This window comes from Ruegeria sp. N7, assembly GCF_056531345.1.
In genome coordinates, this window is sequence record NZ_JBQFLR010000010.1 from 77,849 (window position 1) to 100,184 (window position 22,336).

The following is a 22,336-nucleotide window of genomic DNA, read 5'->3' on the forward strand; positions in this document are numbered from 1 at the left end:
CGGTGACCACTTGAAAACTGCGGGGTAGGCAAAGCATGAGCCATATTGTCGTGATCGGCGCGGGGCAGGCAGGCGCGTCTTTGGTGGCCCGTCTGCGTAAGGACGGGTTTGAGGGTGAAATCACTCTGATCGGGGCCGAGCCGCATCTGCCTTATCAGCGCCCGCCCCTGTCCAAAGCCTATCTGCTGGGCGAGATGGAGCTTGAGCGTCTGTTCCTGCGGCCTGAAAGTTTTTATACGGAAAACAACATCACCCTGCGTCTGGGTCAGCGCGTCACCGGTATCGACCCCAAGGCCAAAACGGTCACGCTGGGGGATGAGGTTATCTCTTACGACGAACTGGCGCTGACCACCGGATCGGACCCGCGCCGCCTGCCTGCCGCGATTGGTGGCGATCTGGACGGTGTGCATGTGGTGCGCGATCTGGCCCATATCGACGAGATGGAGCCCAAAGTGACCGAAGGCGCCCGCGCGCTGATCGTGGGCGGCGGGTATATCGGGCTCGAAGCTGCCGCTGTCTGCGCCAAGCGCGGCGTCAAGGTCACTCTGATTGAAATGGCCGACCGTATCCTGCAACGGGTCGCAGCGCCCGAGACCAGCGATTATTTCCGCGCGTTGCACAGTGCATACGGCGCTGACATCCGCGAGGGTGTCGGGCTGGATCGTCTGATCGGCGAAAACGGCAAGGTCACCGGCGCGGTTCTGACCGACGGCACAAAGTTGGACGTTGATTTTGTAGTGGTTGGCGTCGGCATTGCACCCGCGACCCAGCTGGCCGAGATGGCCGGGCTGGAACTGGATAACGGCATCAGGACCGACGCCCATGGCCGCACGTCCGACCCGTCGATCTGGGCGGCTGGCGATTGCGCCTCTTTTCCGCATGGCGAAGGCCGCATCCGTCTGGAAAGCGTCCCCAACGCCATTGATCAGGCCGAGATCGTGGCCCAGAACATGCTGGGCGCGGCCAAGGATTATGTGGCAACCCCGTGGTTCTGGTCGGATCAATACGACGTCAAGCTTCAGATCGCGGGCCTGAACACCGGATATGACCGCGTGGTGACGCGGCAGGGCGAAGGGCAGACCGTATCCTTCTGGTATTACAACGGTGACAAGCTGATTGCGGTCGACGCGATGAACGATCCGCGCGCCTATATGGTTGGCAAGCGCCTGATCGAGATGGGAAAAACGGCAGACCCGGCCGTCGTGGCTGACCCGGATGCAGACCTTAAACCGCTGCTCAAGGCATGAGGATCATCGCCGGAGAGTTCCGCGGTCGCGCCCTGACCCCCATCGGCAAGGGCGATGCGGGCGCACATCTGCGCCCGACCACCGACCGGGTGCGCGAAAGCCTGTTCAACGTGCTGGTCCATCAGATCGATTTCGACGGCCTGCGCGTGTTGGACCTGTTTGCTGGCACCGGGGCGCTCGGGCTCGAAGCACTGTCACGCGGCGCGGCGCATGTCACCTTCGTCGATGACGGGCGCGTGGCGCAGGGTTTGATCCGCAAGAATATCGACCTGACCCGCAGTGCCGGGCGCACCGACCTGATCCGCCGGGATGCAACCCGGTTGGGCGAAAATCCGGGCGCACCCTACGATCTGATCTTTCTGGACCCGCCCTATGGCAAGGCCATGGGTCAGAAAGCCATTGCCGCGCTGTCCAATGGCTGGATCGCGGATGATGCGCTGCTGGTTTGGGAAGAAAACTCACGGATGCAGGCTCCGGCCGGGTTCACGTTGCACGAAAGCCGCAAATATGGCGACACGTATATTTCATTGATGCGGAACGGTGATCAAAGTGCATGATCTGGTCATTTTCGATTGCGATGGCGTTCTGGTCGACAGCGAGGTGATCTCGAACCAGGTGCTGGCGGACAATCTGGCGGGCTATGGCCTGCACCTGACCTTGCCCGAATGCATGTCCCTGTTTGTGGGCGGAACCATGGTCGGGGTGCGCGACAAGGCGCGTGGAATGGGCGCTGATCTGCCCGAAGACTGGATTGATCAGGTCTATGCCGAAACCTACGACCGCCTGCGCGCCGGTGTGCCTTTGGTGCCGGGTGTCGAGGACCTGCTTGCGGCGCTGGATCAGCGGGGCATCCCCTGTTGCGTGGCCTCAAACGGCAGCCCGGACAAGATGCAGATCACGCTGGGCCAGAATGGGCTTTGGGACCGGTTCAAAGATGTGATGTTCTCGGCCCATGTGCTTGGCACCGGCAAGCCTGATCCAAAGATGTTCCAACTGGCGGCCGAGAATTTTGGCGCACAGGCCCCGGTGGTCATCGAAGACAGCCACAATGGCGTTACAGCCGCAATCCGGGCCAATATGCGCTGTCTGGCCTACGCGCCGCATGGCGGTGGTGACAGGCTGGCCGATCTTGGGGCCGAGGTGATCACGGATATGTCACAGGCGCACCCGCTGTTGGGACTCTGACCCCCAACTGTGCTAGGGTGCAGCCATGGATCATGCTCTGACACCCTTTGTCTGGACAGTCTCCCGCGACGCCGAGGTCATGGCGAAACCTGACCCCAAGCCCCTGCGCGCGCCGGTGTTCATCCACGATGCGGTTACCCCTTGGGGGGCTGAGACGATGCTGCTGAAACTCCTGCGCGAACAGGCCGCCGATCAGGACGAATAGGTCGGGTGAAATTTGCCGCCCGGTGACAGGGTAAAGATATCGACCCCATCCGCCGTTACGCCCACCGAATGCTCGAACTGTGCCGACAGCGACTTGTCGCGGGTCACGGCGGTCCAGTCATCGGCCAGTGTCTTGGTTTCGGGGCGGCCCAGATTGACCATCGGCTCGATGGTAAAGAACATGCCTTCCTCAAGAACCGCGCCTGTGCCGGGGCGGCCATAATGCAGCACATTCGGCGGCGCGTGGAACACGCGGCCCAGACCGTGCCCGCAAAAGTCGCGAACAACACTCATCCGGTGCGCTTCGACATAGGCCTGAATGGCATGGCCGATATCGCCGAACGTGTTGCCCGGCTTGACCATCTCGATGCCCTTGAACAGTGCGTCATGGGTTACCTGGATCAGACGCTCGGCCTTGCGCGGCAGCTTGCCCGCCACATACATGCGCGAGGTGTCACCGAACCAGCCATCCACGATGACGGTCACATCGATGTTCAGGATATCGCCATCCTTCAGCTTCTTGTCACCGGGAATACCGTGGCAGACCACATGGTTCACACTGATGCAGCTGGCGTGTTCATACCCCTTATAGCCGATCGTGGCCGAGGTCGCGCCCGCATCCTCGACCATCTGCGTGATCAGCCCGTCAAGCGCACCCGTGGTCTGACCGGGAAAGACATGCGCGGCGATATCATCCAATATCCGCGCCGCCAGAGCGCCCGCCGCGTGCATCCCGGCAAAATCACCCTGTTCATAGATGCGGATACCGTCCTTGGTCAGGCGGCCACGATGCTCTTTCATCGACGCAAAGCTCCAATTGTTACGCGCGGCACTTCTTTTACGCTGCTTGTGCAGAAAGTACCAGAGGGCGCAGTGTATCAGGCGGCACATGGGGCAGAACCACGAGAGTTCAAGAACTTGAACTGCAGTTAGGTTTCAAATCCGGTTTGACCCATCGACCATTGCGTTGACGCATAACGGTTTGGTGTTTGTTCAGTTTACACAGCAAATTTCACAGACAGCCTCTGCCCTGTTATTGTTGCGATGAACTCCAACAACTAAGGAGCGCACTGAAGTGCCACGACAGCTCCCGCACGAGACAGACAAGAAGTATTTGGTTTTTGCCGGAACTGGCACGGATCTGATCTTTAACCACGGCATAGATTTGCCGGGATTTGCCTCATTTCCATTGCTAGAGAACCCAGAAACCCGTTCTGTCCTTGCAGGTCAGATGCACGCGCTTGTTCAGTTGGCGGGCGAGATGGAGGTGGGTTGCATACTTGATGCACCGACTTGGATGGCCAATGCTGATCGGGCTGCTCCTCTGGGTTACGATGCCGAACAACTGGATGAAATAAACCGGGATGCTGTCGCGTTAATGGAAGACGTGCGTCAGAGCGCTGGTCGAGATGACGTTTTGGTTTCCGCCTGCGTCGGCCCACGCCACGATCCCTATGCGGACGTTCCGGCCATGTCGATCGATGATGCCCGTCAGTATCACAGTGCGCAGCTTGCCGTTTTGAAACAAACCAGCGTCGACTTGGTGACAGCTTATACGTTCAACAGACCTAGCGAAGCAGCGGGCTGCATTCTGGCTGCGCAGGATTTTGGACTACCGATAGTGATGTCATTGGTAGTTGAAACCGACGGGTGTCTGGCTGATGGAACAAAGCTTGTAGACGCGCTGGATCAAATCGATGTCGCCACGGATGCGGCTGCGCAGTTCTTCATGGTCAATTGTGCCCATCCGACCCACTTTTCCGGTGCGCTAAATCGCCATCCAAGACTAAGAGGCGTTGTCGCAAACGCATCAAGTTGCTCTCATGCGGAACTGGATGAGGCCGAGGAATTGGACGAAGGTGACCCCCATGTGCTTGGGCAAGAGATTGCGGACGTCGTGCATAACAACCCGTCAATTTCAGTGATAGGAGGGTGCTGCGGTACAGATATGAGGCATTTGAAACTCATGGCACAAGCGGTTGCTGCGTCTTAGACGCGCGCCAAACAGTCTCAATCAGTGCTCCTTAGTCAATCGCGCGCATTTTGGGCTACGTCAACAGGCCAGGGTCATGCTGGTTGATTACTGGAAAGGTACTGACGTCAACCCAAACCCCATCCGGCGCAATCCGCGTCCCGCAAATCATCCGCTCTACCCCTTGCGCCTGCGCGACCTCAAACGCCGCCGCATAGGCCGGGTCGATATCCGCGGCCAGCGCGAACCGGTCGCAATCGGTGCGTTGCACCAGGTACAGCATGATCGCCCGGTGCCCCTGCGCCGCCATCTGTGCCAGATCGCCCAGATGTTTGGTGCCGCGGGCGGTGACGCTGTCGGGGAACTCGGCCAGACCGGGCTGGCGGGACAGCGTCACGCTTTTGACCTCGATATAGGCATCTGGCAGGCCGGGGCCGCTCAGCAGGAAATCGATACGGCTGTTTTGCCCGTATTTCACCTCGGGCCGGACGGTGTCATAGGCTGCCAGCTCGGGGATCTCGCGCGCCGCAAGCGCCGCCCGCAATGCCCGGTTCGGGACGGATGTGTCAACCCCGGTGAAATGCCCGTTTTCGTGATCCACCAGCCGCCAGCCGAATTTCAGCTTTTTCTTTGGGTCGTCACTGGGCTCAAGCCAGATCAACTGGCCCGGTTCGGCCAGCCCCATCATGGATCCCGGATTGGCGCAATGGGCGGTCACCTCGTGCCCGTCTTCCAAACGGCAATCGGCCAGAAAGCGTTTGTAGCGACGGATCAGACGGGCGGGGACAAGAGGGGTTTCAAAACGCATGTCTCACGGCCTATACCTGCCCCTGAAGACGATCAAGAGGAGTCCGCGCCATGGCCAATCCAACCGCAGCAATGCTGGTGATCGGGGACGAAATCCTGTCGGGCCGCACCCGCGATGCAAACATGCATTTTCTGGCGCAGGAACTGGCAAAACACGGCATCGATCTCAAAGAGGTCCGCATCGTCAGCGATGACGCCCCCGCCATCGAAGCGGCAGTCAAAGCGCTGTCTGACAGCCACGACACGGTCTTTACCAGCGGCGGCATTGGCCCGACCCATGACGATATCACCGCCGATTGCATTGCGCGCGCCTTCGATACCCCGATTGACATTCGCGGCGACGCGCGCGCGCTGTTGCAGGCGCATTACGACAAATCCGGGCTGGAACTGAACGCTGCCCGCCTGCGCATGGCGCGTATCCCGGATGGCGCGACATTGATCGACAATCCGGTCTCGACGGCGCCGGGTTTCACCCTGAAGAACGTGCATGTGATGGCCGGGGTACCGCTGGTGTTTCAGGCCATGGTCGCCAGCGTCCTGCCCACACTGACCGGTGGCAGCCCCTTGTTGTCGCAAACCCTGCGCGTGGACCGGGGCGAAGGCGATATCGCCGCAAACCTGTCCGCGCTGGCCGAGGATTTCAGCGATCTGTCCATCGGTTGCTATCCGTTTCAGATCAACGGGGCCTTTGGGGCCAACGTGGTGGTACGCGGCACCGATGGCAGTCGGATTGACGCGGCCATGACCCGTCTGGCGAAAGAGCTTGCGCTTTGAGAGGCGACTGGGCGGACATCGTCGACGGCACATGGCCTGCCGCGCGGTATCGCAGGCTGGGGCCGTTTCAGCTGCGCGAAGGGCAGGGCGGCGGCTCGCGTGTTTCTGCGGCCAATGCGCTGGCCCGGGCCAGCGATGCAGATATCGACGCGGCCGAGGCCGCGATGCAGGCCATGGGGCAGAAATCCATCTTCTGCCTGCGCCCGGGGGATGAGGCGCTGGATGCAAAGCTGGCGCAACGGGGATATGACATCCTTGATCCGGTCAACATCTATACGTGCCCCGTCTCTCACCTCACCGATCAGCCGATCCCTCCGGTCATGGTGTTTTCGGTCTGGGAGCCGCTTGAAATCATGCGCGAAATCTGGGCAGCTGGTGGGATCGGGCCCGAACGTCTGGCGGTGATGGAGCGCGCGAAGGGTCCCAAAACCGGTCTGCTGCTGCGCCACAACGACCAACCCAGCGGCGCAGCCTTCGTGGCGATGCATGGCGATGTCGCGATGCTGCATGCGCTTGAAATCCTGCCCGCGCACCGCCGTCAGGGGCTGGGTCAGTGGACCATGCGCGCCGCGGCGATTTGGGCAGGTGACAACGGCGCTCAAACCTTCAGTGTGATCTGCACCAAGGCCAATGAAGGTGCCAATGGTCTCTATTGCGCCCTCGGGATGGAGATCGCCAGTGAATACCATTACCGTCACCTTGTCTGAACAAAAGGGGTCGCCATGACACAGAAAGACATGCCCACCGCGCTGAACCTGCCCATGGTCGATCCGCTGCCGCCGGAAACGCAGAAATATTTTGATATCTGTGTCGAAAAGCTGGGCATGGTGCCGAATGTGCTTAAGGCAAACGCCTTCGATATCGACAAGCTGAACACGTTCACGGCGATGTATAACGATCTGATGCTGGCCAACAGCGGCCTGTCCAAGCTGGAGCGCGAGATGATTGCCGTAGTCGTGTCGTCGATCAACAAGTGCTTCTACTGTCTGGTCGCGCATGGTGCGGCGGTCCGGCAGCTTTCGGGCAACCCGCAACTGGGCGAGATGCTGGTGATGAACTACCGCGTTGCCCCGATCGAGCCCCGGCAGCGCGCAATGCTGGACTTTGCCGCCAAAATGACAACCGCCAGCGCCGAGATCGAAGAGCCCGACCGCCAGAACCTGCGCGACGCAGGCTTTTCCGACCGCGACATCTGGGACATCGCCAATGTTGCCGGGTTCTTCAACATGTCCAACCGGGTGGCCAGTGCCACGGCAATGGTACCCAACCCCGAGTATCACGCGCAGTTTCGATGATCCGATCAGCCGCCCTTATCGCCACGCTGCTGGCGGGGCCGGTTCTGGCGCAGGACCTGACCCTGCCAGCCAGCGCCCGCCAGATCAGCGACCGTACCTCGCCGCTGGACAGCTATGACCTGCCAACGGGGCCTTATGCGAATGGCGCGGTGCCTGCTGACACCCTCGAAGGCCGGGTTGAACGCTACACGTGGCGGCTTCAGGCGGGCTCAAGCACAACCCTTCAGCTTCTGACCCCGCTGCGCGACCAGATCGAGGCGCAGGGCTACAAGATTCTGTTCGAATGTGATGCCCGCGCCTGTGGCGGCTTCGATTTCCGCTTTGGCACCGAGGTCGTTCCGACCCCGGACATGTATGTCGCCATTCAGGATTACCGTTTCCTGTCGGCCACCAAGGGGCCTGTTGCCCTCAGCCTGTTGGTCAGCCGCAACCCCCCGGACGGGTATGTCCAGATGATCCGCGTCACACCCCAGAATGCACCGGACCCTGTTCCGGTCGTGATCGAACAGGCAGTCGAGGGGTCGGGCGGGCTGATTGAGGCGCTGGCAACATCGGGTCACGTGATACTGGACGATCTGCATTTCCCAACCGGTGAGGTTGCGTTGGGCGAAGGGACATACGCCTCTCTGACCCTGCTGGCCGGGTATCTGGCCGAAAACCCCAAGATGCGCCTAGCGCTGGTGGGGCACACCGATGACACCGGCGCGTTGCAGGCCAATATCGCGGTCAGCAAAAGCCGGGCCGAGTCGGTCCGCACCCGTCTGATTGATGCGCATGGTGTGGCCGCCGACCGGATCGAGGCGCAGGGCGTCGGCTATCTGTCCCCGCTCACCTCGAACGCAACCCCCGAAGGGCGCGAGCTGAACCGCCGGGTCGAGGCGGTCTTGCTCGTCAACTGACCCACCACAGGTAGAGCGGCAGTCCGACCGTGATGTTGAACGGAAAGGACACCCCCAGCGACAGGGTCAGATAAATCCCGGCCTCGGCCTTTGGCAGTGCGATTTTCATGGCGGCCGGAACCGCGATATAAGACGCCGAGGCCGACAGCACCATGAATAGGAACAGGCTGCCTTGCGGCAATCCGATCACCGCACCGACGGCCCAGGCCATCAGCGCGCCGATCAGGGGCATCAATACGCCAAAGGCGAACAGGCCAACCGACAGTTTGTCGCGATTGCTGATCAGGCTGCGCCCAGCCGAAAGCCCCATATCCAGCAGGAACAGGCACAGGATGCCAGTGAAAGGCGTTACGATGAAAGGCGCGATCATCTGCATGCCTTCACCCCCGGTTATGGCTCCGATCAGGAACGCCCCGGTCAGCAGCACAATCGATCCATTGGCCAGCAGATCACGCCACAGCTTGTCATCCTTGACGCCATTGCCGCTGGTCTTGTGCGCCAGCCACAGCGCCGACAGAATGGCCGGCACCTCCATCGCTGCCGCAACCGCCACCATGAACCCGTCATGGGCAAGACCTACCAGATCCAACAGGCTGGTGGCGGTGACAAAGGTGACAATCGAAATCGAGCCGTAATGCCCTGCGACCGCCGCTGCATTCAACGCATCCAGCCGTGTCATAACCCTCAGCAGGGCAAAGGCCACGAAGGGGATGGTAAAGGACAGGGCCACGCCGCCCAGCAGGGTCAGGAACAGTTGCAGGTGGATGCCATGCGCGGCCAGGCTGGCACCGCCTTTGAACCCGATGGCCAGCAGCAGGTAAAGCGACATGAACTTGGCCGCGCCCGCCGGGATAGACAAATCACTGCGCACAAAAGCCGCCAGAAGCCCTAGGGCAAAAAACAAAATGGTGGGCACCAGCAGATTGCTGGACAGCGTCTCGATCACTCCGGGCATACTTGTCTCCTGATCCCTCGTTTCAGGGCTAGGTGCCTTGCAAAATTGATTTCGCCAAATACTATCTTTTTAAGTTTAACATAGTTTCAGGCTATGAAATGCGTCCAACCTTGCGCCAATTGGAATACATCGTCACGGTCAGCCGCCTCGGGCGGTTCAGTTTGGCCGCCGAGGTGCTGAATGTCAGCCAACCCAGCCTGTCAGCGCAAATTGCGACCGTAGAACAAGAGCTTGGCGTTCGGATCTTTGACCGCAACCGCGGCGGAATTCAGGTGACGACAAAGGGGGAAGAGTTCATCTCGCGCGCGCAAAAGATCCTTGCCGAGGTCAAGGACCTGCGCCACGCCATGACCAACGATATGCCTGTCGGAGGAAGGTTGCGACTGGGCGTTTTGCCTTCGATCGGGCCGTACCTGCTGCCGCAAGCCATCAAAGAGGTGCACCGCCTGCGCCCGGGGTTGCGCATTGTCGTGCGCGAGGAAAACACCCGCGATCTGGAACAGGGTCTGAAATCCGGTCGGTTTGATCTGATCCTGTCAACGCCCGAGGATCACCCCAATACCGTTCAGCACCGCTTGTTCAACGAACCCCTCTGGGTTGCGGTGGCCGTTGACGACGTTCTGGCGCAGGACCCACAGGGCGTCAGAGCGGCCGACTTGCAGAACCGGCTGTTCCTGACCCTTGACCAAAGCCACCGCCTGTCGCGCATCGTCTATGCGCTGGCAGCCGAATGCGGTGGCGTGGTTTCGGATGAATATGAAGGCACAACGCTTGATTCCATTGTCTTGATGGCGGCCTCGGGGGTTGGGGTTGCGGTACTGCCGGATCTGTTTGCCCGCAGACAGGGCATTTACCGCGACGAAGTACGGCTGCGCCCGCTGTCCATTCCCAATGCCAATCGCGATATCGCATTGCTGGCGCGCAATGCCGAAACGCCGCCGCCGGGCCAGAACGTATTGATGGAAAGCCTACGCTCTTCCGCGCGATCCATCGGCCTGACGGTGATCGGTTCATAAAAAAAGGCCCGCACTTTGACATGCGGGCCAAAGGTTGGTCTTCAGGGAGAAACTACCAATCCATCGGGCTTTTGTCTTCGAATGCGTCGACCAGAAAATCGATGAAGGCCCGTACTTTGGGTTGTGTGAAGCGGCCGGGCGGATAAACGGCGTAAATGCCCTGTACCTCGTCCGGCAGGGACGGCATGGCATCGACAACCCGCCCCGATTTCAACGCTTCGGCATAAAGATAGCTGGGCAGATACGCGATCCCCAGCCCCGAGATGGCCGCGTTCAGCAGCGACTGGCCGTCATTCACGCTCAGCCAACCCGCGGTGCGCACCTGACGCTTCTCGCCAGACGGTGCGGTCAGTTTCCAGACATTGCCTGACGACTGGCTGGAATAGTGCAGCAACTTGTGTTCGTTCAGATCGTCGATCTTCTGCGGGCGCCCGAACCGTTCGATATAGCTGGGCGCGGCGACCATGCGTTTGACCGTTTCGGTCAGCTTGCGGGCGCGCAACGTGCTGTCTTCCAGCTCACCGATGCGCACGGCCACATCAAATCCTTCGGAAATCAGTTCGACATAGCGGTTGTTCAGCACCATGTTCACGGTGATGTCGGGGTAGACGGCCAGGAAATCGGACAGGACAGGCGACAGGTGATTGACACCGAAATCCGTGGCTACGCTGATGCGCAGCAGTCCGGACGGGGCCGATTGCATCGATGTGACCAGCGAATCCGCTTCACCCGCATCATTCAGAACGCGACGCGCGCGGTCATAATAGGCCAGGCCGATTTCTGTCGGCGACACCCGGCGCGTGGTGCGGTTCAGCAGCCGGGCTCCCAGACGCGCTTCGAGGCTCGAGACGTGTTTGGACACGGCCGATTTGGAGATGCCCATCTTCTTGGCCGCATCGGTGAAGCCACCCTGGTCCACCACGTTGGCGAAGGCTTCCATTTCGGTCAGTCGGTCCATTCTCGTTCCCCAGATCTTGATTTCCAACCCGACTATCGCTCTGAATCTGGGCGGAATCGGGGCATACATGGGATAATATCAGGGATTTGAATCGGATCGTTTGCGTATGAGAAACGCAGAAACAGTGGTTTCCAAACCGGCCCCGACGCCTGCGATACTGCGTTTTCCACGCAATCATACGTTTCTGTTCATCTTAGAATGGCATTTTTGTGACGACAGAGGGGGTCAGGAAATCCGGTTTCATCGTCGTTGCCCTGTCCCGGTGTTTTGGCCGGGGACACGGTACCCCGAAAACCCTTTTCAAAGCGAAGTTTCACCACCCCGCCCAGCGGCGACACCGGGCCGCAACCCCTGTTCCCGGACCGATCGCTATTTACATCTTCGCGGATGTTCGCGACCCTGCGCGCATTTGCAGGGGGTTTGAATGTCACTGGAATTCTTCATCACATCCATGATCGTCGTGCTGCTGCCAGGCACCGGTGTCATCTACACACTGGCCGTTGGCCTTGGCCGCGGTTTCCGGGCCAGCGTTGCCGCCGCGGTCGGATGCACAGTGGGAATCGTTCCCGCTGCCGTGGCCAGTATCGTCGGGCTTGCCGCATTGCTGCACACCAGTGCCGTGGCGTTTCAGCTCGTGAAATACCTTGGTGTCATTTACCTTTTCTACATGGCGTGGGGCATCCTCAGGAGTGGCGGCGCCTTGGATGTCACCGCCGACAAGACCGCGAAAAGCAGTTTCAAGATTGCCATCACGGGAACGCTCATCAACGTGCTGAACCCTAAGCTGTCGCTGTTCTTTCTGGCGTTTCTGCCGCAGTTCCTGCCAGCCGACACGGCGAACGCAGGGGGTGCGCTGATCCAGCTGGCCCTGGCCTTTATGGCCATGACCTTTGTTGTCTTCGTCGGATACGGGGGCTGCGCAGCACTGGCCCGTGACTATGTGATCCGCCGTCCAACGGTGATGAAGTGGATCAGGCGGAGTTTTGCAACGGCCTTTGGCGCACTGGGTGCAAAACTCGCGCTGTCCGACTAGGAAACGCTAAACCGGGGCGATCAGAACTTCGCCGCCAGCCGCGTGCCCTGATTGATCGCGCGCTTGGCGTCCAGCTCGGCGGCGACATCCGCACCCCCGATCACATGGGGGGTGATGCCCCGCTCGATCAGCGCGTCCGCCAGTGACCGTTCGGACACCTGACCGGCACATAACACAATGGTATCGGCCGCGATCACCGTCGGGTCTGCGCGCTCTTCGCCAAAGCTGACATGCAGGCCGTCATCGTCGATGCGTTCATAATTCACGCCACCCACGAAATTGACGTTCTTCATCTTCAGCGTTGCCCGGTGAATCCAGCCAGTGGTTTTGCCCAAACCCTTGCCATGCGCCTGTTTCTTGCGCTGCAACAGGGTGACCTGACGTGCGGGCGCGCTGGGTTGCGGCCCCTCGGGCGCCAACCCTGCACGGTGCTCAGCCGGGTCCGTCACGCCCCATTCCTTCATCCACAGCGGCAGGTCGGTCGTGGCGCTGTGGCCCTCTTCCAGCAGGAACTCGGACACATCAAAGCCGATGCCACCGGCCCCGATCACGGCAGCAGACTTGCCAACCTCGGCCTTGCCGCGCAGCACGTCGATGTAACTCAGCACGTTGTCCCGATCCTGCCCCGGTATCTGCGGATCACGCGGGCTGACACCGGTGGCGATGACCACCTCGTCAAAGCCGGTCAGGTCATCTGCGCCTACCTCGCGGTTCAGTTCCACTTTCACGCCCAGTTCATCCATCATGGTGCGGTACCAGTCGACAAGACCCCAGAATTCTTCTTTCCCCGGCACCTGCTTGGCCATGTTCAGCTGCCCGCCGACCTCATCAGCGCGGTCGAACAGGGTAACATCGTGGCCGCGCTGGGCCGCGATCATTGCGGTCGACAGACCGGCAGGACCTGCCCCCACAATGGCGATGGATTTCCGCGTTTTGGCCGGTTCAATCACCAGCTCCGTCTCATGACAGGCGCGCGGGTTCACGAGGCACGAGGTCAGCTTGCCGCTGAACGTGTGATCCAGACAGGCCTGATTGCAGGCAATGCAAGGCGCGATCTTTGCGGCCTCACCCTCAATCGCCTTGGCCACGAAATCTGCATCCGCCAGCATCGGGCGGGCCAGCGAGACCATGTCGGCGCAGCCGGTCGAAAGAACCTCTTCGGCCACCTCGGGGGTGTTGATCCGGTTCGATGTGATCACCGGTATCCCCACCTTGCCCATCAGCTTCTTGGTCACCCAGGCAAAGGCCGCGCGCGGCACGCTGGTGGCGATGGTAGGGATCCGCGCCTCGTGCCAGCCAATGCCGGTGTTGATGATCGTGGCCCCGGCTTTTTCGATCTCCTGCGCCAGTTGCACCACCTCGTCATGGGTCGATCCGTTGGGTACCAGATCGATCATCGACAGCCGGTAGATGATGATGAAATCGGTGCCCACCGCCTCGCGCGTGCGGCGCACCACCTCGATCGGCAGACGCATCCGGTTCTCATAAGACCCGCCCCAGCGGTCGGTGCGCTTGTTGGTATGGGTCACAAGGAACTGGTTCAGGAAGTACCCTTCCGACCCCATGACCTCGACCCCGTCATAACCTGCCTTTTGCGCCAGTACGGCGGCGTTGACGATATCGCTGATCTGCTTCTCGATGCCCTCTTCATCCAGCTCAGTGGGCGGGAACGGAGAGATGGGTGATTTCACCGGGCTGGGTGCCACGCATTTCGGCCCATAGGCATAACGACCTGCGTGCAGGATCTGCATCGCGATCTTGCCGCCTGCGTCATGTACGCGCTGCGTCACGATGGAATGGTGCGCCACGTCCTTTTCACTCACCATCATCGAGGCCCCCGGCAGGACCGAGCCTTCAAGGTTCGGACCTATCCCACCCGTCACCATCAGTGCCACGCCGCCCCGCGCCCGGTCGGCATAGAACTCGGCCACCCGGTTCCAGTCGCCGGTTTCCTCAAGCCCCGTATGCATCGAGCCCATCAGCACGCGGTTCTTCAACGTAGTAAAGCCCAGATCCAGCGGGGCCAGCATATTCGGGTACGCAGTCATGGCGGAACTCTCCCTCCAGAATTTGCCCGCTAGATTGACGTTCGCGTCAACTTTGTCACGCGAAACCCCACGTCACCCTCTTTGCTGTGGCGCCGGTGATTGCTAGAGGTGGGCGGAACAACCCGATGAGGCCGCGCATGACCCCCGAAGAAATCGCCAAACTGCCCTATCGCCCCTGCGTCGGGCTGATGCTGATGAATGCCGAGGGGAGGGTTTTTGTGGGTATGCGAAACGACGGCCCACAAGACGCCTGGCAAATGCCGCAGGGCGGTGTGGACAAGGGCGAAGATCCCCGCGACGCAGCCCTGCGAGAGCTGTGGGAGGAAACCGGGGTCACGGCTGATCTGGTCGAAATCATCGCCGAAACCGAGGGCTGGCTGCCCTATGACCTGCCCCATGACATCGTGCCCCACATTTGGAAAGGTCGCTATCGCGGGCAGGAACAGAAATGGTTCCTGCTGCGCTTCACCGGCGCCGACGATCAGATCAACATTGAAACTGATCACCCGGAATTTACCCGTTGGAAATGGCAAGAGCCCGACCAGCTGATCGCGGAAATCGTGCCCTTCAAGCGCGATGTGTATGAGCGTGTGGTCGAGGCATTCATGGCCCATCTGTCGTAACAGCGGCGACTGAACCGTAATGGCCCTATTGCGAACACAATCACGCCTCGGAATGCGGGCGGCGTAGGGATTCGCTTGGCAAATGCCTTGGACGGTTTGGATTTCAAAGCCGTGCCACAATTCACATCACTGAACAGGGCGTAAGGTACCAAGGGTGCCGCAACGGAAATCGGAAAAATAACGCCTTTGTGATCGACATTTCTCTTCAATATAACAACAAGTTGAATAGCGGCCGCTCTCCGTCGCCAAAATTGAGGCATAAACGCAGATATAAACCAAATTTACTCCAATTCCGGCCACAATCTTGGGGCCAAAGTCGGCAACGCATTCCAAGCTGGTGGAGTAAACAACCGTGAACTTTTAGTCGTTTTTCCCAAAATCGCATCCAGAAACATCGATTCAAATCTGTGATTTGAGAGACCGCACCCACCAGCTGATCGTGGGGAAATAGACCCGTAATCCTCTTAAGAAGGCCAAAGCAGAAAGCATCCTGAAGGCCCGAATTCAACACAATAACCCTGCGGTGACCAACCAGTGCATCTGAAGGCGCCGCGCATAATGGCGTGCGATTTCTTCGGGTGCGACGCGTTATTTCAATCCAAAAGGAAAACGTGACAAAACAGCAGGATCATAGGAATGGAATTGGTCCGCCACCGAATATCACGACAACTTCGCGCGTATACTCTGCCTCTGACACTCCCTCGTTCTTGCAGGTGTGCTTTTCGTATTCTTCGGCCGCGGGTTGAACAGGCACGCCGGGTGTAAAGCCATTGGAATACTCATTTGCCTGGCACGCGTCTGCGGGTGTCTGATTGCTGAGTGATGAGTGTGGTCTGATGTTGCTGTAATCGTATTACCAAACGCGCCGGGTGGAAATCTCACCGAATAATTGGGGCGTTTGGACGTAGGTTTTTTACGGGTGAATGAGGTGACTCTGATGAAGAAATCAAAACACGGCGACGCTCAATTCCCCGCGTTTAGCCGCTGATTAATCTTTCACTATGATAGTCCCCTTCATATGCGGGTGAAACACGCAGAAATAGGTATAAACCCCGGGTTTGTCGAATACCACGGCTGCCTTTTCGTTCCGCTCTAGCGGTCCGGTGTCCCAGTCTTGCATCTTTTGTTCCGTTGCGGTGTGAGGCGCGATGTCCAGATTGGTCCAGATCACCTCATCACCGACCGAAACTTCGAGTTTCTCAGGCGCGAACTTGAATTTGCGAATGGAAACCTGATGGCTGGTTGCCCCGGCGGACGCAACCTGTGCGCCAGCCAGAAGAGTAAGCGGTGCCGCACCCAGTACGGCACCAAACTTTCTGCGTGACAGTACAGCCATCAGCCGCAATCCAGCCCAGACACCATCTGTTCGGCGTGGCCTTCATGCTGTTTGAATGTGGCAAGAGCATCCTGCAGCAGGTTGGTGAGCGGCTCAACGGTGGTGTTGGGGATGAACTCGTCCTCAACCGTTTTGTTCACGATCTGATGATAGGCGAGCTCATTCTGAGCGTAGGCGCAATCAAAGGCTTTGCCGCGCAGCCCGCTCAGCTCATCGCGTTTCTCGACCGAACCTTTAACCAGGGCCTGGCTAAGGGCGTTGTCCTGGGGCGTTACATTCAGTTGTTGGATCAACGCCCCAGCAGCTTGGTTCACGGCCGCATGATCACGGATCATTGTGTTTGCAAAATCCCGAACGTCGTTATTGTCGGACACAGCAAGAGCAAGATGCGCATAGCGGATGTCGATTTCACCGGCAGTGTACGCTGTATGCGCGATCTCAAGATCGTTCATCTTGTTCTCATCTGCAACAGCAGCATAGCCGACGACGACAAGAGCAGCAGAAAGGAAAGCGGTTTTCATCTGGAATCTCCAAAGTTGATTGAAGCCCTGATATGCGTACAGTTTGCCTTGTCTTTGAATTACCTGCCGTCCAGAAGACATGCCCTATCGTTCGAACATGTAGACAGATATCGAACTCTTGGTAATATCGGCAATCATGCTTGATCTGCTAAGTGATATTCTGACCCGCCTGTCGCTCAAGGGGACACTGTATTTCCGCACCAGCCTTAGCGAACAGCCCTGGGGGATCCAGGTGCCGGCGTTTCAGAACGTGGCCCGGTTCCACTATGTACATCGCGGTGAGTGCGTGGTGCGCGTCGCAGGAGAAGATCGGGCGCTACGCCTTACCAAAGGCGATCTTGTCCTGGTTCCACACGGGGCGGCGCATACGTTGAATTGTCGTGTTTCGGGCCCGGAAGACGCCTTGCCGCTGGATGACGTGCTGGAAAGGTCCGGCTATGATGGTAAGGGTGTTCTGGTGTATGGCGGTAACGACCCCAACATGGAGAACCAACTGATTTGTGGTCATTTTTCACTAGCCGAAGGATCAAGACATCTGTTGCTTGACCGATTGCCGCCAAGCATTGTCATCCGGGATTATGGCGCCGAGGCCAGCGATTGGCTGGAAGCGACGTTGCGCGTGATAGGGTCCGAGGCAGGGTTCGGCCGTTTTGGAGGTGATTTGATAGCGCTGAAGATGTCAGAGGCGATTTTTGCGCAGGCTATCCGGTGCCATATCGAAGATACCGCCAGAACAGGGGGAAAACTCTCAGGTTTCGCCGATGTTCATCTTACCCGCGCGTTGACGGCGTTCCACAATGACCCGACAGCGCAGTGGAGTGTCGATTCTTTGGCCAACAGGGCGGCATTGTCTCGGACAAGTTTCGCAATGCGGTTTTCCGAGAAGCTTGGGATCACACCGATGCAATATGTGACTGCATGGCGTATGCAGATTGCCCGCAGCGCGTTGGTAGAGAAAGGTGTCAGTGTTGCCGAGGCCGCGGATCTGAGTGGGTATTCCTCGGAAGCAGCGTTCAGTCGCGCATTCAAGAAAGAGATCGGGCAACCGCCTGCCAGATTTCGAACCTCTGCGTTACCCACTCAGGTCTGAACGATCAGCAATGTTGCCGGGTATGCATTCATTCCAACGACAGTGCTCAAAAGTACCTGTTGCTGAGGAGCACACTTTTCCGTCGCAAAACAACGGAGAAGAAAGTTGCCGCTATTTGCCACCAAAGAAATATCCGCCCTTATCGATAATCCCGCCGCCATCGCCATGATGGTGCCTCCTTTTGTTCTCGGACTGGGCATTTTCAACCTCTGTCTGACGTCAGGCAGACTATTCGAGCGCGACCATTTCCTGCCTGCTTTCTGGGTCTTTTCCCATCAACCTGAAATACTCTTTCGGCCCTTCTGACACTTTTCCAGAACCCATCTTGTTCGGTGGCTTTTCTCTGAGCCAGAACAGTCGCTTCCTTGGGGTCTTTCGTTTGGAGAGCAAAATTGAGTTTGTTTCGCTTGCTTAGCTTGGGGTAGTGCTTTCGAACGTCTTGGGGAACACGCCTACGAAATTACCAAACACCATTGGAGTTCTTTTGTTCAGTGTATCTAGCCATGATCAGAATCGCTTCTGCTTCAAAGATGATTAGAGGCATTGCGTCACCTCTTGTGTCACCTTTACAGGTCTGAAATTTCCGCTAAGTTCTTGGAATTTATATATTTTTGGGGAAGTAATGGTGCCCAGGAGAGGACTCGAACCTCCACGTCCATACGGACACTAGCACCTGAAGCTAGCGCGTCTACCAATTCCGCCACCTGGGCAGGTGTCGTGGAGCGGCGTTTAAGCTGACTGGCGGGGGGCGTCAACCGGATTCTGAATGAATTTTGAAAGTTTTTTGAATTCGGTTTTCGAACTGAGATTTTGGCCTGAGTATTTCATGACCGGCGCGGCGAATTAGTGCCTTGTTTGGCTGGCCTGCGAGCGTTAGTTCTAGAGCGCAATTTCTCAGCAGGAGCCCTCTCATGTCGAAACTGGTGACGATTTATGGCGGATCGGGATTTGTCGGTCGCTACATCGCGCGACGTATGGCGAGTGAGGGGTGGCGTGTGCGGGTGGCTGTACGACGCCCGAACGAAGCCATGTTCGTGAAACCCTACGGCGTCGTGGGACAGGTTGAGCCTGTGCTGTGCAATATCCGCGATGACGCCTCGGTCGCGCTGGCGATGCAGAGCGCCGATGTCGTCGTGAACTGCGTAGGTGTGCTGAATGAACTGGGCAAGAACGCGTTTGATGCCGTTCAGGCCGAAGGGGCCGAGCGTATTGCGCGCCTGGCCGCACAGCAGGGTATCGAACGGATGGTTCACATCTCGGCGATTGGTGTAGATGCAGGTTCAGCCAGCGAGTACTCTCAAACCAAAGCGCAAGGCGAAGCAGGTGTTTTGAAGCATATGCCCAATGCCATGATCCTGCGCCCCTCGGTTATCTTCGGAACCGAGGATCAGTTCTTCAACCGTTTCGCCGGGATGACCCGCATGGGTCCGTTTCTGCCGGTGGTTGGTGCAGAGACCAAATTCCAGCCCGTTTACGTGGATGACGTGGCCCAGGCAGCGGTCAAAGGTATTCTGGGGCAGGCAGAGCCGGGCGTGTACGAGCTTGGCGGACCGGAAGTGAAAACCTTCCGCGCCCTGATGCAGCAGATGCTTGAAGTGATCCACCGGCGGCGCATCATTGTCGGTCTGCCGTTCTTTGCTGCCCGGATTATGGCGGGCGTGCTGGATATTGCGAAATTCGTCAGCTTCCAGCTGTTCTCGAACAACATTCTGACCCGCGATCAGGTCAGGAATCTGCGTCATGACAACGTGGTAACTGACGGGGCCAAGTCCTTTGCGGACCTAGGCATTGCACCGACCACTCTGGAATCGGTGCTGCCGGAATATCTGTGGAAGTTTCGCCCATCGGGGCAGTATGATGACATTCAGAACTCGGCGAAAAACCTGCGTATCTGATCAGCTGTAGGCCATGAACAACAATGCCGCGCCCAGAATGACGCGGTAGATCACATAGGGCGTAAAGCTGACACTGCGCAGCAGTCGCATCATAAGGCTAAGCGCCAATAGTGCTGAGACAAAAGCAAATGCCGCGGCAATGGCCCCATCCCGGGCCAGTTGCGCATCAGCGTCGCGTATCACATCCAGTGCAAGCAGTGTGCCAGAGGCCAGAATGGTTGGGATTGACATCAGCATGGCAATCCGCGCGCCGTCTTCTCTGGTATAGCCCAGTTGACGTGCCCCTGTAATGGTGATCCCGGACCGCGATGTTCCGGGGATCAGCGCAAGAACCTGCCACAGCCCCATGACGAAAGCATCGCGAATATCCCAATCAGACGCCTCTTTCTTTTGGGGGCCTTTCTGGTCAATCCAATAGAGCAGCAGGCCAAAGCCCAGCATCGTCCACCCGATTACAGCGATCGAACGCATGGCCTCGCTTAACCCGGTCAGATGCAAAATTAGACCTGCAATCACGGTTGGAAGTGTCGCAATGATGAGGCCCAGAGCCAAACGGGCCTGCGGTGTATCTGTCCGGCCGGTCAGGGCGCGCGGCACCCCGGCAAGAGCCTGCTTCACATCCGCCCAGAAATACAGAACGACCGCACCAAGAGTTCCCACGTGCACCGCGATGTCTATGGCCTGACCCTGATCCTGAAGGCCCGACAAGTTCGGCAGCAGGATCAGGTGACCCGAAGACGAAATGGGCAAAAACTCAGTTATTCCCTGAATGATTGCCACGAGAATCAGGTGGAAAAGACTCATCTGCCCTGCCGTGCTGCCGCCACGTTTTTTATGTGGTGTATGGCTATAAGGGTGGTGGGGAAAAGGAAAGTCTTCATATAGGTCCGAATCGTACCTAAAATTCCTTTAAGAATTCACAGATTTCGAGTGAGTGGGTGGAAAATTCTCACAATAGGTCAGCATATATGACTTTTCATCCGTTTGCGCATCGCATAAAGAAATCCAACCAAGCCAATTCATGGAGTCTGACCCGTGGCCAAGCAACCGATGCTGAAATTTGTGCAGATCGACCGCGTCATGCCGGAAAAGCGTGCCGCCAATGACCGCAGAGAAGACTTTAACGAAATTTATGCCGAGTTCGCCGCCGAGAAAGCAGCAGAACAGGCCAGCCGTTGCAGTCAATGCGGTGTGCCCTACTGTCAATCGCACTGCCCGCTGCATAACAACATTCCCGACTGGTTGCGGCTGACTGCAACGGGACGGCTGGAAGAGGCTTACGAAACCAGCCAGGCGACAAACACCTTCCCCGAGATTTGCGGCCGCATCTGCCCGCAGGACCGTTTGTGTGAAGGAAATTGCGTGATCGAACAATCAGGCCACGGAACGGTCACCATCGGCACGATCGAAAAGTACATTACCGACACGGCGTGGGACAAAGGCTGGGTCAAGCCAGTGGTCCCTGCGACAGAGCGCCGTGAAAGCGTCGGCATTATCGGTGGCGGGCCGGGTGGTCTTGCCGCGGCGGACATGCTGCGTCGGGCCGGTGTTCAGGTCACGGTCTATGACCGCTACGACCGTGCGGGTGGTCTGCTGATGTATGGCATTCCGGGCTTCAAGCTGGAAAAAGAAATCGTCCAGCGGCGCAACGACCTGTTGGCGGACGGCGGTGTCGAGTTCGTATTGAACTGCGACGTGGACGCCGCAAAATTCGCTGAAATTCACGCAAAGCATGACGCCATCATCATCGCAACGGGCGTTTACACGTCGAGGGATCTGTCCATGCCGGGCAGTGGTCTTGCCGGGATCGAGAAGGCAATCGATTTCCTGACGGCATCAAACCGTAAAAGCTTTGGTGACACTGTTGAGGATTTCGACAACGGACGGCTGAATGCCGAGGGCAAGAAGGTTGTCGTGATCGGTGGTGGTGACACCGCGATGGATTGTGTGCGTACGTCGATCCGTCAGGGCGCGACATCGGTCAAATGCCTGTACCGTCGTGACCGGGCAAACATGCCGGGTTCGCAGCGCGAGACACAGAACGCCGAGGAAGAAGGCGTGGTATTCGAATGGCTCAGTGCACCGAAGGGATTCACGGGCGACGACAAGGTTTCCGGCGTGATGGTGCAGAAGATGCGTCTGGGTCAGCCCGATGCATCTGGTCGCCAGGCCCCCGAAGTGATCGAAGGCGCGGATTATGTCGAGGACGCTGATCTGGTGATCAAGGCATTGGGTTTTGAGCCTGAAGACCTGCCCGCCTTATTCGGGCAGCCTGACTTGCCCGTCACCCGATGGGGAACGGTCAGGGCAGCATTCCAGACCGGGGAAACCGAAATGGATGGTGTGTACGCGATCGGGGACATCGTGCGCGGTGCCTCACTGGTCGTATGGGCGATCCGTGACGGGCGCGACTGCGCTGACGCGATCATCGACCGGTTCAACGCCAAAACTGCCGTGGCGGCGGAATAACCCCAGTTT

24 protein-coding genes and 1 tRNA gene are annotated in these 22,336 nt (G+C 58.5%); 16 read left to right on the top strand and 9 right to left on the bottom strand.

Annotated features, from left to right (window positions below; all coding sequences use genetic code 11):
• Positions 1-35: 35 nt before the first annotated feature.
• Genes ACR0ES_RS12680 through ACR0ES_RS12695 form a run of 4 tightly spaced genes read left to right on the top strand, consistent with a single transcriptional unit; the run spans position 36 to position 2,637 of the window.
• The gene (locus ACR0ES_RS12680; RefSeq protein WP_480773091.1) at positions 36-1,247 is read left to right on the top strand and encodes an NAD(P)/FAD-dependent oxidoreductase; all 1,212 of its coding nucleotides are present in this window, start codon (positions 36-38) and stop codon (positions 1,245-1,247) included.
• Entirely contained in the window at positions 1,244-1,804 is a 561-nt protein-coding gene (gene rsmD / locus ACR0ES_RS12685) for a 16S rRNA (guanine(966)-N(2))-methyltransferase RsmD (RefSeq protein ID WP_480773092.1), read from the top strand. Before ACR0ES_RS12680 ends, rsmD begins: the two co-directional genes overlap by 4 nt.
• Positions 1,797-2,432, top strand: coding sequence for an HAD family hydrolase (locus tag ACR0ES_RS12690; protein WP_480773115.1), 636 nt, complete (start codon positions 1,797-1,799; stop codon positions 2,430-2,432). Before rsmD ends, ACR0ES_RS12690 begins: the two co-directional genes overlap by 8 nt.
• A 25-nt stretch (positions 2,433-2,457) precedes the next feature.
• Positions 2,458-2,637: a hypothetical protein gene (locus ACR0ES_RS12695; RefSeq protein WP_267364635.1), complete on the top strand. Its 180-nt coding sequence runs from the start codon at positions 2,458-2,460 to the stop codon at positions 2,635-2,637.
• Here ACR0ES_RS12695 and map read toward each other — a convergent pair.
• Positions 2,625-3,437 carry a type I methionyl aminopeptidase gene (map, locus tag ACR0ES_RS12700; protein ID WP_480773093.1) on the bottom strand — a complete coding sequence of 271 codons (813 nt, stop codon included), beginning with the start codon at positions 3,435-3,437 and terminating at the stop codon, positions 2,625-2,627. The two genes, ACR0ES_RS12695 and map, sit on opposite strands and share 13 nt — an antisense overlap.
• Positions 3,438-3,711: 274 nt before the next feature.
• Between map and ACR0ES_RS12705 the strand changes: the two genes are divergently transcribed.
• Positions 3,712-4,629, top strand: a complete 918-nt coding sequence (locus ACR0ES_RS12705) for a homocysteine S-methyltransferase family protein (RefSeq protein WP_480773094.1) — start codon at positions 3,712-3,714, stop codon at positions 4,627-4,629.
• 55 nt (positions 4,630-4,684) lie between these two features.
• Here the strand turns inward: ACR0ES_RS12705 and sfsA are convergent, their stop codons facing one another.
• Positions 4,685-5,416: a DNA/RNA nuclease SfsA gene (gene sfsA / locus ACR0ES_RS12710; RefSeq protein WP_480870889.1), complete on the bottom strand. Its 732-nt coding sequence runs from the start codon at positions 5,414-5,416 to the stop codon at positions 4,685-4,687.
• Between the two features lie 50 nt (positions 5,417-5,466).
• Between sfsA and ACR0ES_RS12715 the strand changes: the two genes are divergently transcribed.
• From ACR0ES_RS12715 to ACR0ES_RS12730, 4 genes are read left to right on the top strand one after another with little or no spacing between them, the layout of a single operon-like run.
• The gene (locus tag ACR0ES_RS12715; RefSeq protein WP_480870891.1) at positions 5,467-6,189 is read left to right on the top strand and encodes a competence/damage-inducible protein A; all 723 of its coding nucleotides are present in this window, start codon (positions 5,467-5,469) and stop codon (positions 6,187-6,189) included.
• Positions 6,186-6,896 carry a GNAT family N-acetyltransferase gene (locus tag ACR0ES_RS12720; RefSeq protein ID WP_480547226.1) on the top strand — a complete coding sequence of 237 codons (711 nt, stop codon included), beginning with the start codon at positions 6,186-6,188 and terminating at the stop codon, positions 6,894-6,896. The genes ACR0ES_RS12715 and ACR0ES_RS12720 overlap by 4 nt, the downstream gene beginning before the upstream one ends.
• A 15-nt stretch (positions 6,897-6,911) precedes the next feature.
• Positions 6,912-7,484, top strand: coding sequence for a peroxidase-related enzyme (locus ACR0ES_RS12725; RefSeq protein WP_267365930.1), 573 nt, complete (start codon positions 6,912-6,914; stop codon positions 7,482-7,484).
• Complete coding sequence (locus tag ACR0ES_RS12730) at positions 7,481-8,383, top strand: OmpA family protein (protein ID WP_480487058.1); 903 nt, start codon at positions 7,481-7,483, stop codon at positions 8,381-8,383. The genes ACR0ES_RS12725 and ACR0ES_RS12730 overlap by 4 nt, the downstream gene beginning before the upstream one ends.
• Here ACR0ES_RS12730 and ACR0ES_RS12735 read toward each other — a convergent pair.
• Positions 8,376-9,338 (bottom strand): sodium-dependent bicarbonate transport family permease, encoded by a 963-nt coding sequence (locus ACR0ES_RS12735; RefSeq protein WP_480487060.1) that lies wholly within the window; start codon positions 9,336-9,338, stop codon positions 8,376-8,378. The genes ACR0ES_RS12730 and ACR0ES_RS12735 overlap by 8 nt on opposite strands.
• 98 nt (positions 9,339-9,436) lie before the next feature.
• On the opposite strand from ACR0ES_RS12735, the gene ACR0ES_RS12740 reads away from it, so the two are divergent.
• Positions 9,437-10,354 (top strand): LysR family transcriptional regulator, encoded by a 918-nt coding sequence (locus ACR0ES_RS12740; RefSeq protein WP_480484577.1) that lies wholly within the window; start codon positions 9,437-9,439, stop codon positions 10,352-10,354.
• Positions 10,355-10,406: 52 nt separating this feature from the next.
• Here ACR0ES_RS12740 and ACR0ES_RS12745 read toward each other — a convergent pair whose 3' ends face one another.
• Positions 10,407-11,312, bottom strand: a complete 906-nt coding sequence (locus ACR0ES_RS12745; RefSeq protein WP_209505110.1) for a LysR family transcriptional regulator — start codon at positions 11,310-11,312, stop codon at positions 10,407-10,409.
• Between the two features lie 424 nt (positions 11,313-11,736).
• Between ACR0ES_RS12745 and ACR0ES_RS12750 the strand changes: the two genes are divergently transcribed.
• The gene (locus tag ACR0ES_RS12750; RefSeq protein WP_480484578.1) at positions 11,737-12,345 is read left to right on the top strand and encodes a LysE family translocator; all 609 of its coding nucleotides are present in this window, start codon (positions 11,737-11,739) and stop codon (positions 12,343-12,345) included.
• Between the two features lie 20 nt (positions 12,346-12,365).
• Here the strand turns inward: ACR0ES_RS12750 and ACR0ES_RS12755 are convergent, their stop codons facing one another.
• Entirely contained in the window at positions 12,366-14,393 is a 2,028-nt protein-coding gene (locus ACR0ES_RS12755; RefSeq protein ID WP_480773097.1) for an FAD-dependent oxidoreductase, read from the bottom strand.
• A 137-nt stretch (positions 14,394-14,530) separates the two neighbouring features.
• On the opposite strand from ACR0ES_RS12755, the gene ACR0ES_RS12760 reads away from it, so the two are divergent.
• Positions 14,531-15,016 carry an RNA pyrophosphohydrolase gene (locus ACR0ES_RS12760; protein WP_480773098.1) on the top strand — a complete coding sequence of 162 codons (486 nt, stop codon included), beginning with the start codon at positions 14,531-14,533 and terminating at the stop codon, positions 15,014-15,016.
• Positions 15,017-16,004: 988 nt separating this feature from the next.
• Here ACR0ES_RS12760 and ACR0ES_RS12765 read toward each other — a convergent pair.
• Both ACR0ES_RS12765 and ACR0ES_RS12770 read right to left on the bottom strand, forming a co-directional pair.
• Positions 16,005-16,352 (bottom strand): cupredoxin domain-containing protein, encoded by a 348-nt coding sequence (locus tag ACR0ES_RS12765; RefSeq protein ID WP_480487070.1) that lies wholly within the window; start codon positions 16,350-16,352, stop codon positions 16,005-16,007.
• The gene (locus tag ACR0ES_RS12770) at positions 16,352-16,873 is read right to left on the bottom strand and encodes a DUF4142 domain-containing protein (protein ID WP_480556396.1); all 522 of its coding nucleotides are present in this window, start codon (positions 16,871-16,873) and stop codon (positions 16,352-16,354) included. Before ACR0ES_RS12770 ends, ACR0ES_RS12765 begins: the two co-directional genes overlap by 1 nt.
• A 136-nt stretch (positions 16,874-17,009) precedes the next feature.
• Between ACR0ES_RS12770 and ACR0ES_RS12775 the strand changes: the two genes are divergently transcribed.
• Complete coding sequence (locus ACR0ES_RS12775) at positions 17,010-17,963, top strand: AraC family transcriptional regulator (protein WP_480773100.1); 954 nt, start codon at positions 17,010-17,012, stop codon at positions 17,961-17,963.
• Positions 17,964-18,068: 105 nt separating this feature from the next.
• A complete protein-coding gene (locus ACR0ES_RS12780) occupies positions 18,069-18,269 on the top strand; it encodes a hypothetical protein (protein ID WP_480773101.1) in 201 nt (66 codons plus the stop codon).
• A gap of 317 nt (positions 18,270-18,586) precedes the next feature.
• Here the strand turns inward: ACR0ES_RS12780 and ACR0ES_RS12785 are convergent.
• Positions 18,587-18,673 (bottom strand) — tRNA-Leu (locus ACR0ES_RS12785).
• Between the two features lie 201 nt (positions 18,674-18,874).
• Here ACR0ES_RS12785 and ACR0ES_RS12790 point away from each other — a divergent pair.
• On the top strand, positions 18,875-19,858 hold the full coding sequence (locus ACR0ES_RS12790) for a complex I NDUFA9 subunit family protein (protein ID WP_480870893.1): 984 nt from the start codon (positions 18,875-18,877) through the stop codon (positions 19,856-19,858).
• Here ACR0ES_RS12790 and ACR0ES_RS12795 read toward each other — a convergent pair whose 3' ends face one another.
• Positions 19,859-20,662 carry an undecaprenyl-diphosphate phosphatase gene (locus ACR0ES_RS12795; protein ID WP_480487073.1) on the bottom strand — a complete coding sequence of 268 codons (804 nt, stop codon included), beginning with the start codon at positions 20,660-20,662 and terminating at the stop codon, positions 19,859-19,861.
• A gap of 231 nt (positions 20,663-20,893) precedes the next feature.
• On the opposite strand from ACR0ES_RS12795, the gene ACR0ES_RS12800 reads away from it, so the two are divergent.
• Entirely contained in the window at positions 20,894-22,327 is a 1,434-nt protein-coding gene (locus ACR0ES_RS12800) for an NAD(P)-dependent oxidoreductase (protein WP_480870895.1), read from the top strand.
• Positions 22,328-22,336: the final 9 nt, after the last annotated feature.

Bases quoted from the DNA above. Each gene is read 5' to 3' on its own strand.
- ACR0ES_RS12680 (WP_480773091.1), top strand. From the start codon at position 36: ATGAGCCATATTGTCGTGATCGGCGCGGGGCAGGCAGGCGCGTCTTTG.
- rsmD (WP_480773092.1), top strand. From the start codon at position 1,244: ATGAGGATCATCGCCGGAGAGTTCCGCGGTCGCGCCCTGACCCCCATC.
- ACR0ES_RS12695 (WP_267364635.1), top strand. From the start codon at position 2,458: ATGGATCATGCTCTGACACCCTTTGTCTGGACAGTCTCCCGCGACGCC.
- map (WP_480773093.1), bottom strand. From the start codon at position 3,437: ATGAAAGAGCATCGTGGCCGCCTGACCAAGGACGGTATCCGCATCTAT.
- sfsA (WP_480870889.1), bottom strand. From the start codon at position 5,416: ATGCGTTTTGAAACCCCTCTTGTCCCCGCCCGTCTGATCCGTCGCTAC.
- ACR0ES_RS12715 (WP_480870891.1), top strand. From the start codon at position 5,467: ATGGCCAATCCAACCGCAGCAATGCTGGTGATCGGGGACGAAATCCTG.
- ACR0ES_RS12725 (WP_267365930.1), top strand. From the start codon at position 6,912: ATGACACAGAAAGACATGCCCACCGCGCTGAACCTGCCCATGGTCGAT.
- ACR0ES_RS12730 (WP_480487058.1), top strand. From the start codon at position 7,481: ATGATCCGATCAGCCGCCCTTATCGCCACGCTGCTGGCGGGGCCGGTT.
- ACR0ES_RS12735 (WP_480487060.1), bottom strand. From the start codon at position 9,338: ATGCCCGGAGTGATCGAGACGCTGTCCAGCAATCTGCTGGTGCCCACC.
- ACR0ES_RS12740 (WP_480484577.1), top strand. From the start codon at position 9,437: ATGCGTCCAACCTTGCGCCAATTGGAATACATCGTCACGGTCAGCCGC.
- ACR0ES_RS12745 (WP_209505110.1), bottom strand. From the start codon at position 11,312: ATGGACCGACTGACCGAAATGGAAGCCTTCGCCAACGTGGTGGACCAG.
- ACR0ES_RS12750 (WP_480484578.1), top strand. From the start codon at position 11,737: ATGTCACTGGAATTCTTCATCACATCCATGATCGTCGTGCTGCTGCCA.
- ACR0ES_RS12755 (WP_480773097.1), bottom strand. From the start codon at position 14,393: ATGACTGCGTACCCGAATATGCTGGCCCCGCTGGATCTGGGCTTTACT.
- ACR0ES_RS12760 (WP_480773098.1), top strand. From the start codon at position 14,531: ATGACCCCCGAAGAAATCGCCAAACTGCCCTATCGCCCCTGCGTCGGG.
- ACR0ES_RS12765 (WP_480487070.1), bottom strand. From the start codon at position 16,352: ATGGCTGTACTGTCACGCAGAAAGTTTGGTGCCGTACTGGGTGCGGCA.
- ACR0ES_RS12770 (WP_480556396.1), bottom strand. From the start codon at position 16,873: ATGAAAACCGCTTTCCTTTCTGCTGCTCTTGTCGTCGTCGGCTATGCT.
- ACR0ES_RS12775 (WP_480773100.1), top strand. From the start codon at position 17,010: ATGCTTGATCTGCTAAGTGATATTCTGACCCGCCTGTCGCTCAAGGGG.
- ACR0ES_RS12790 (WP_480870893.1), top strand. From the start codon at position 18,875: ATGTCGAAACTGGTGACGATTTATGGCGGATCGGGATTTGTCGGTCGC.
- ACR0ES_RS12795 (WP_480487073.1), bottom strand. From the start codon at position 20,662: ATGAGTCTTTTCCACCTGATTCTCGTGGCAATCATTCAGGGAATAACT.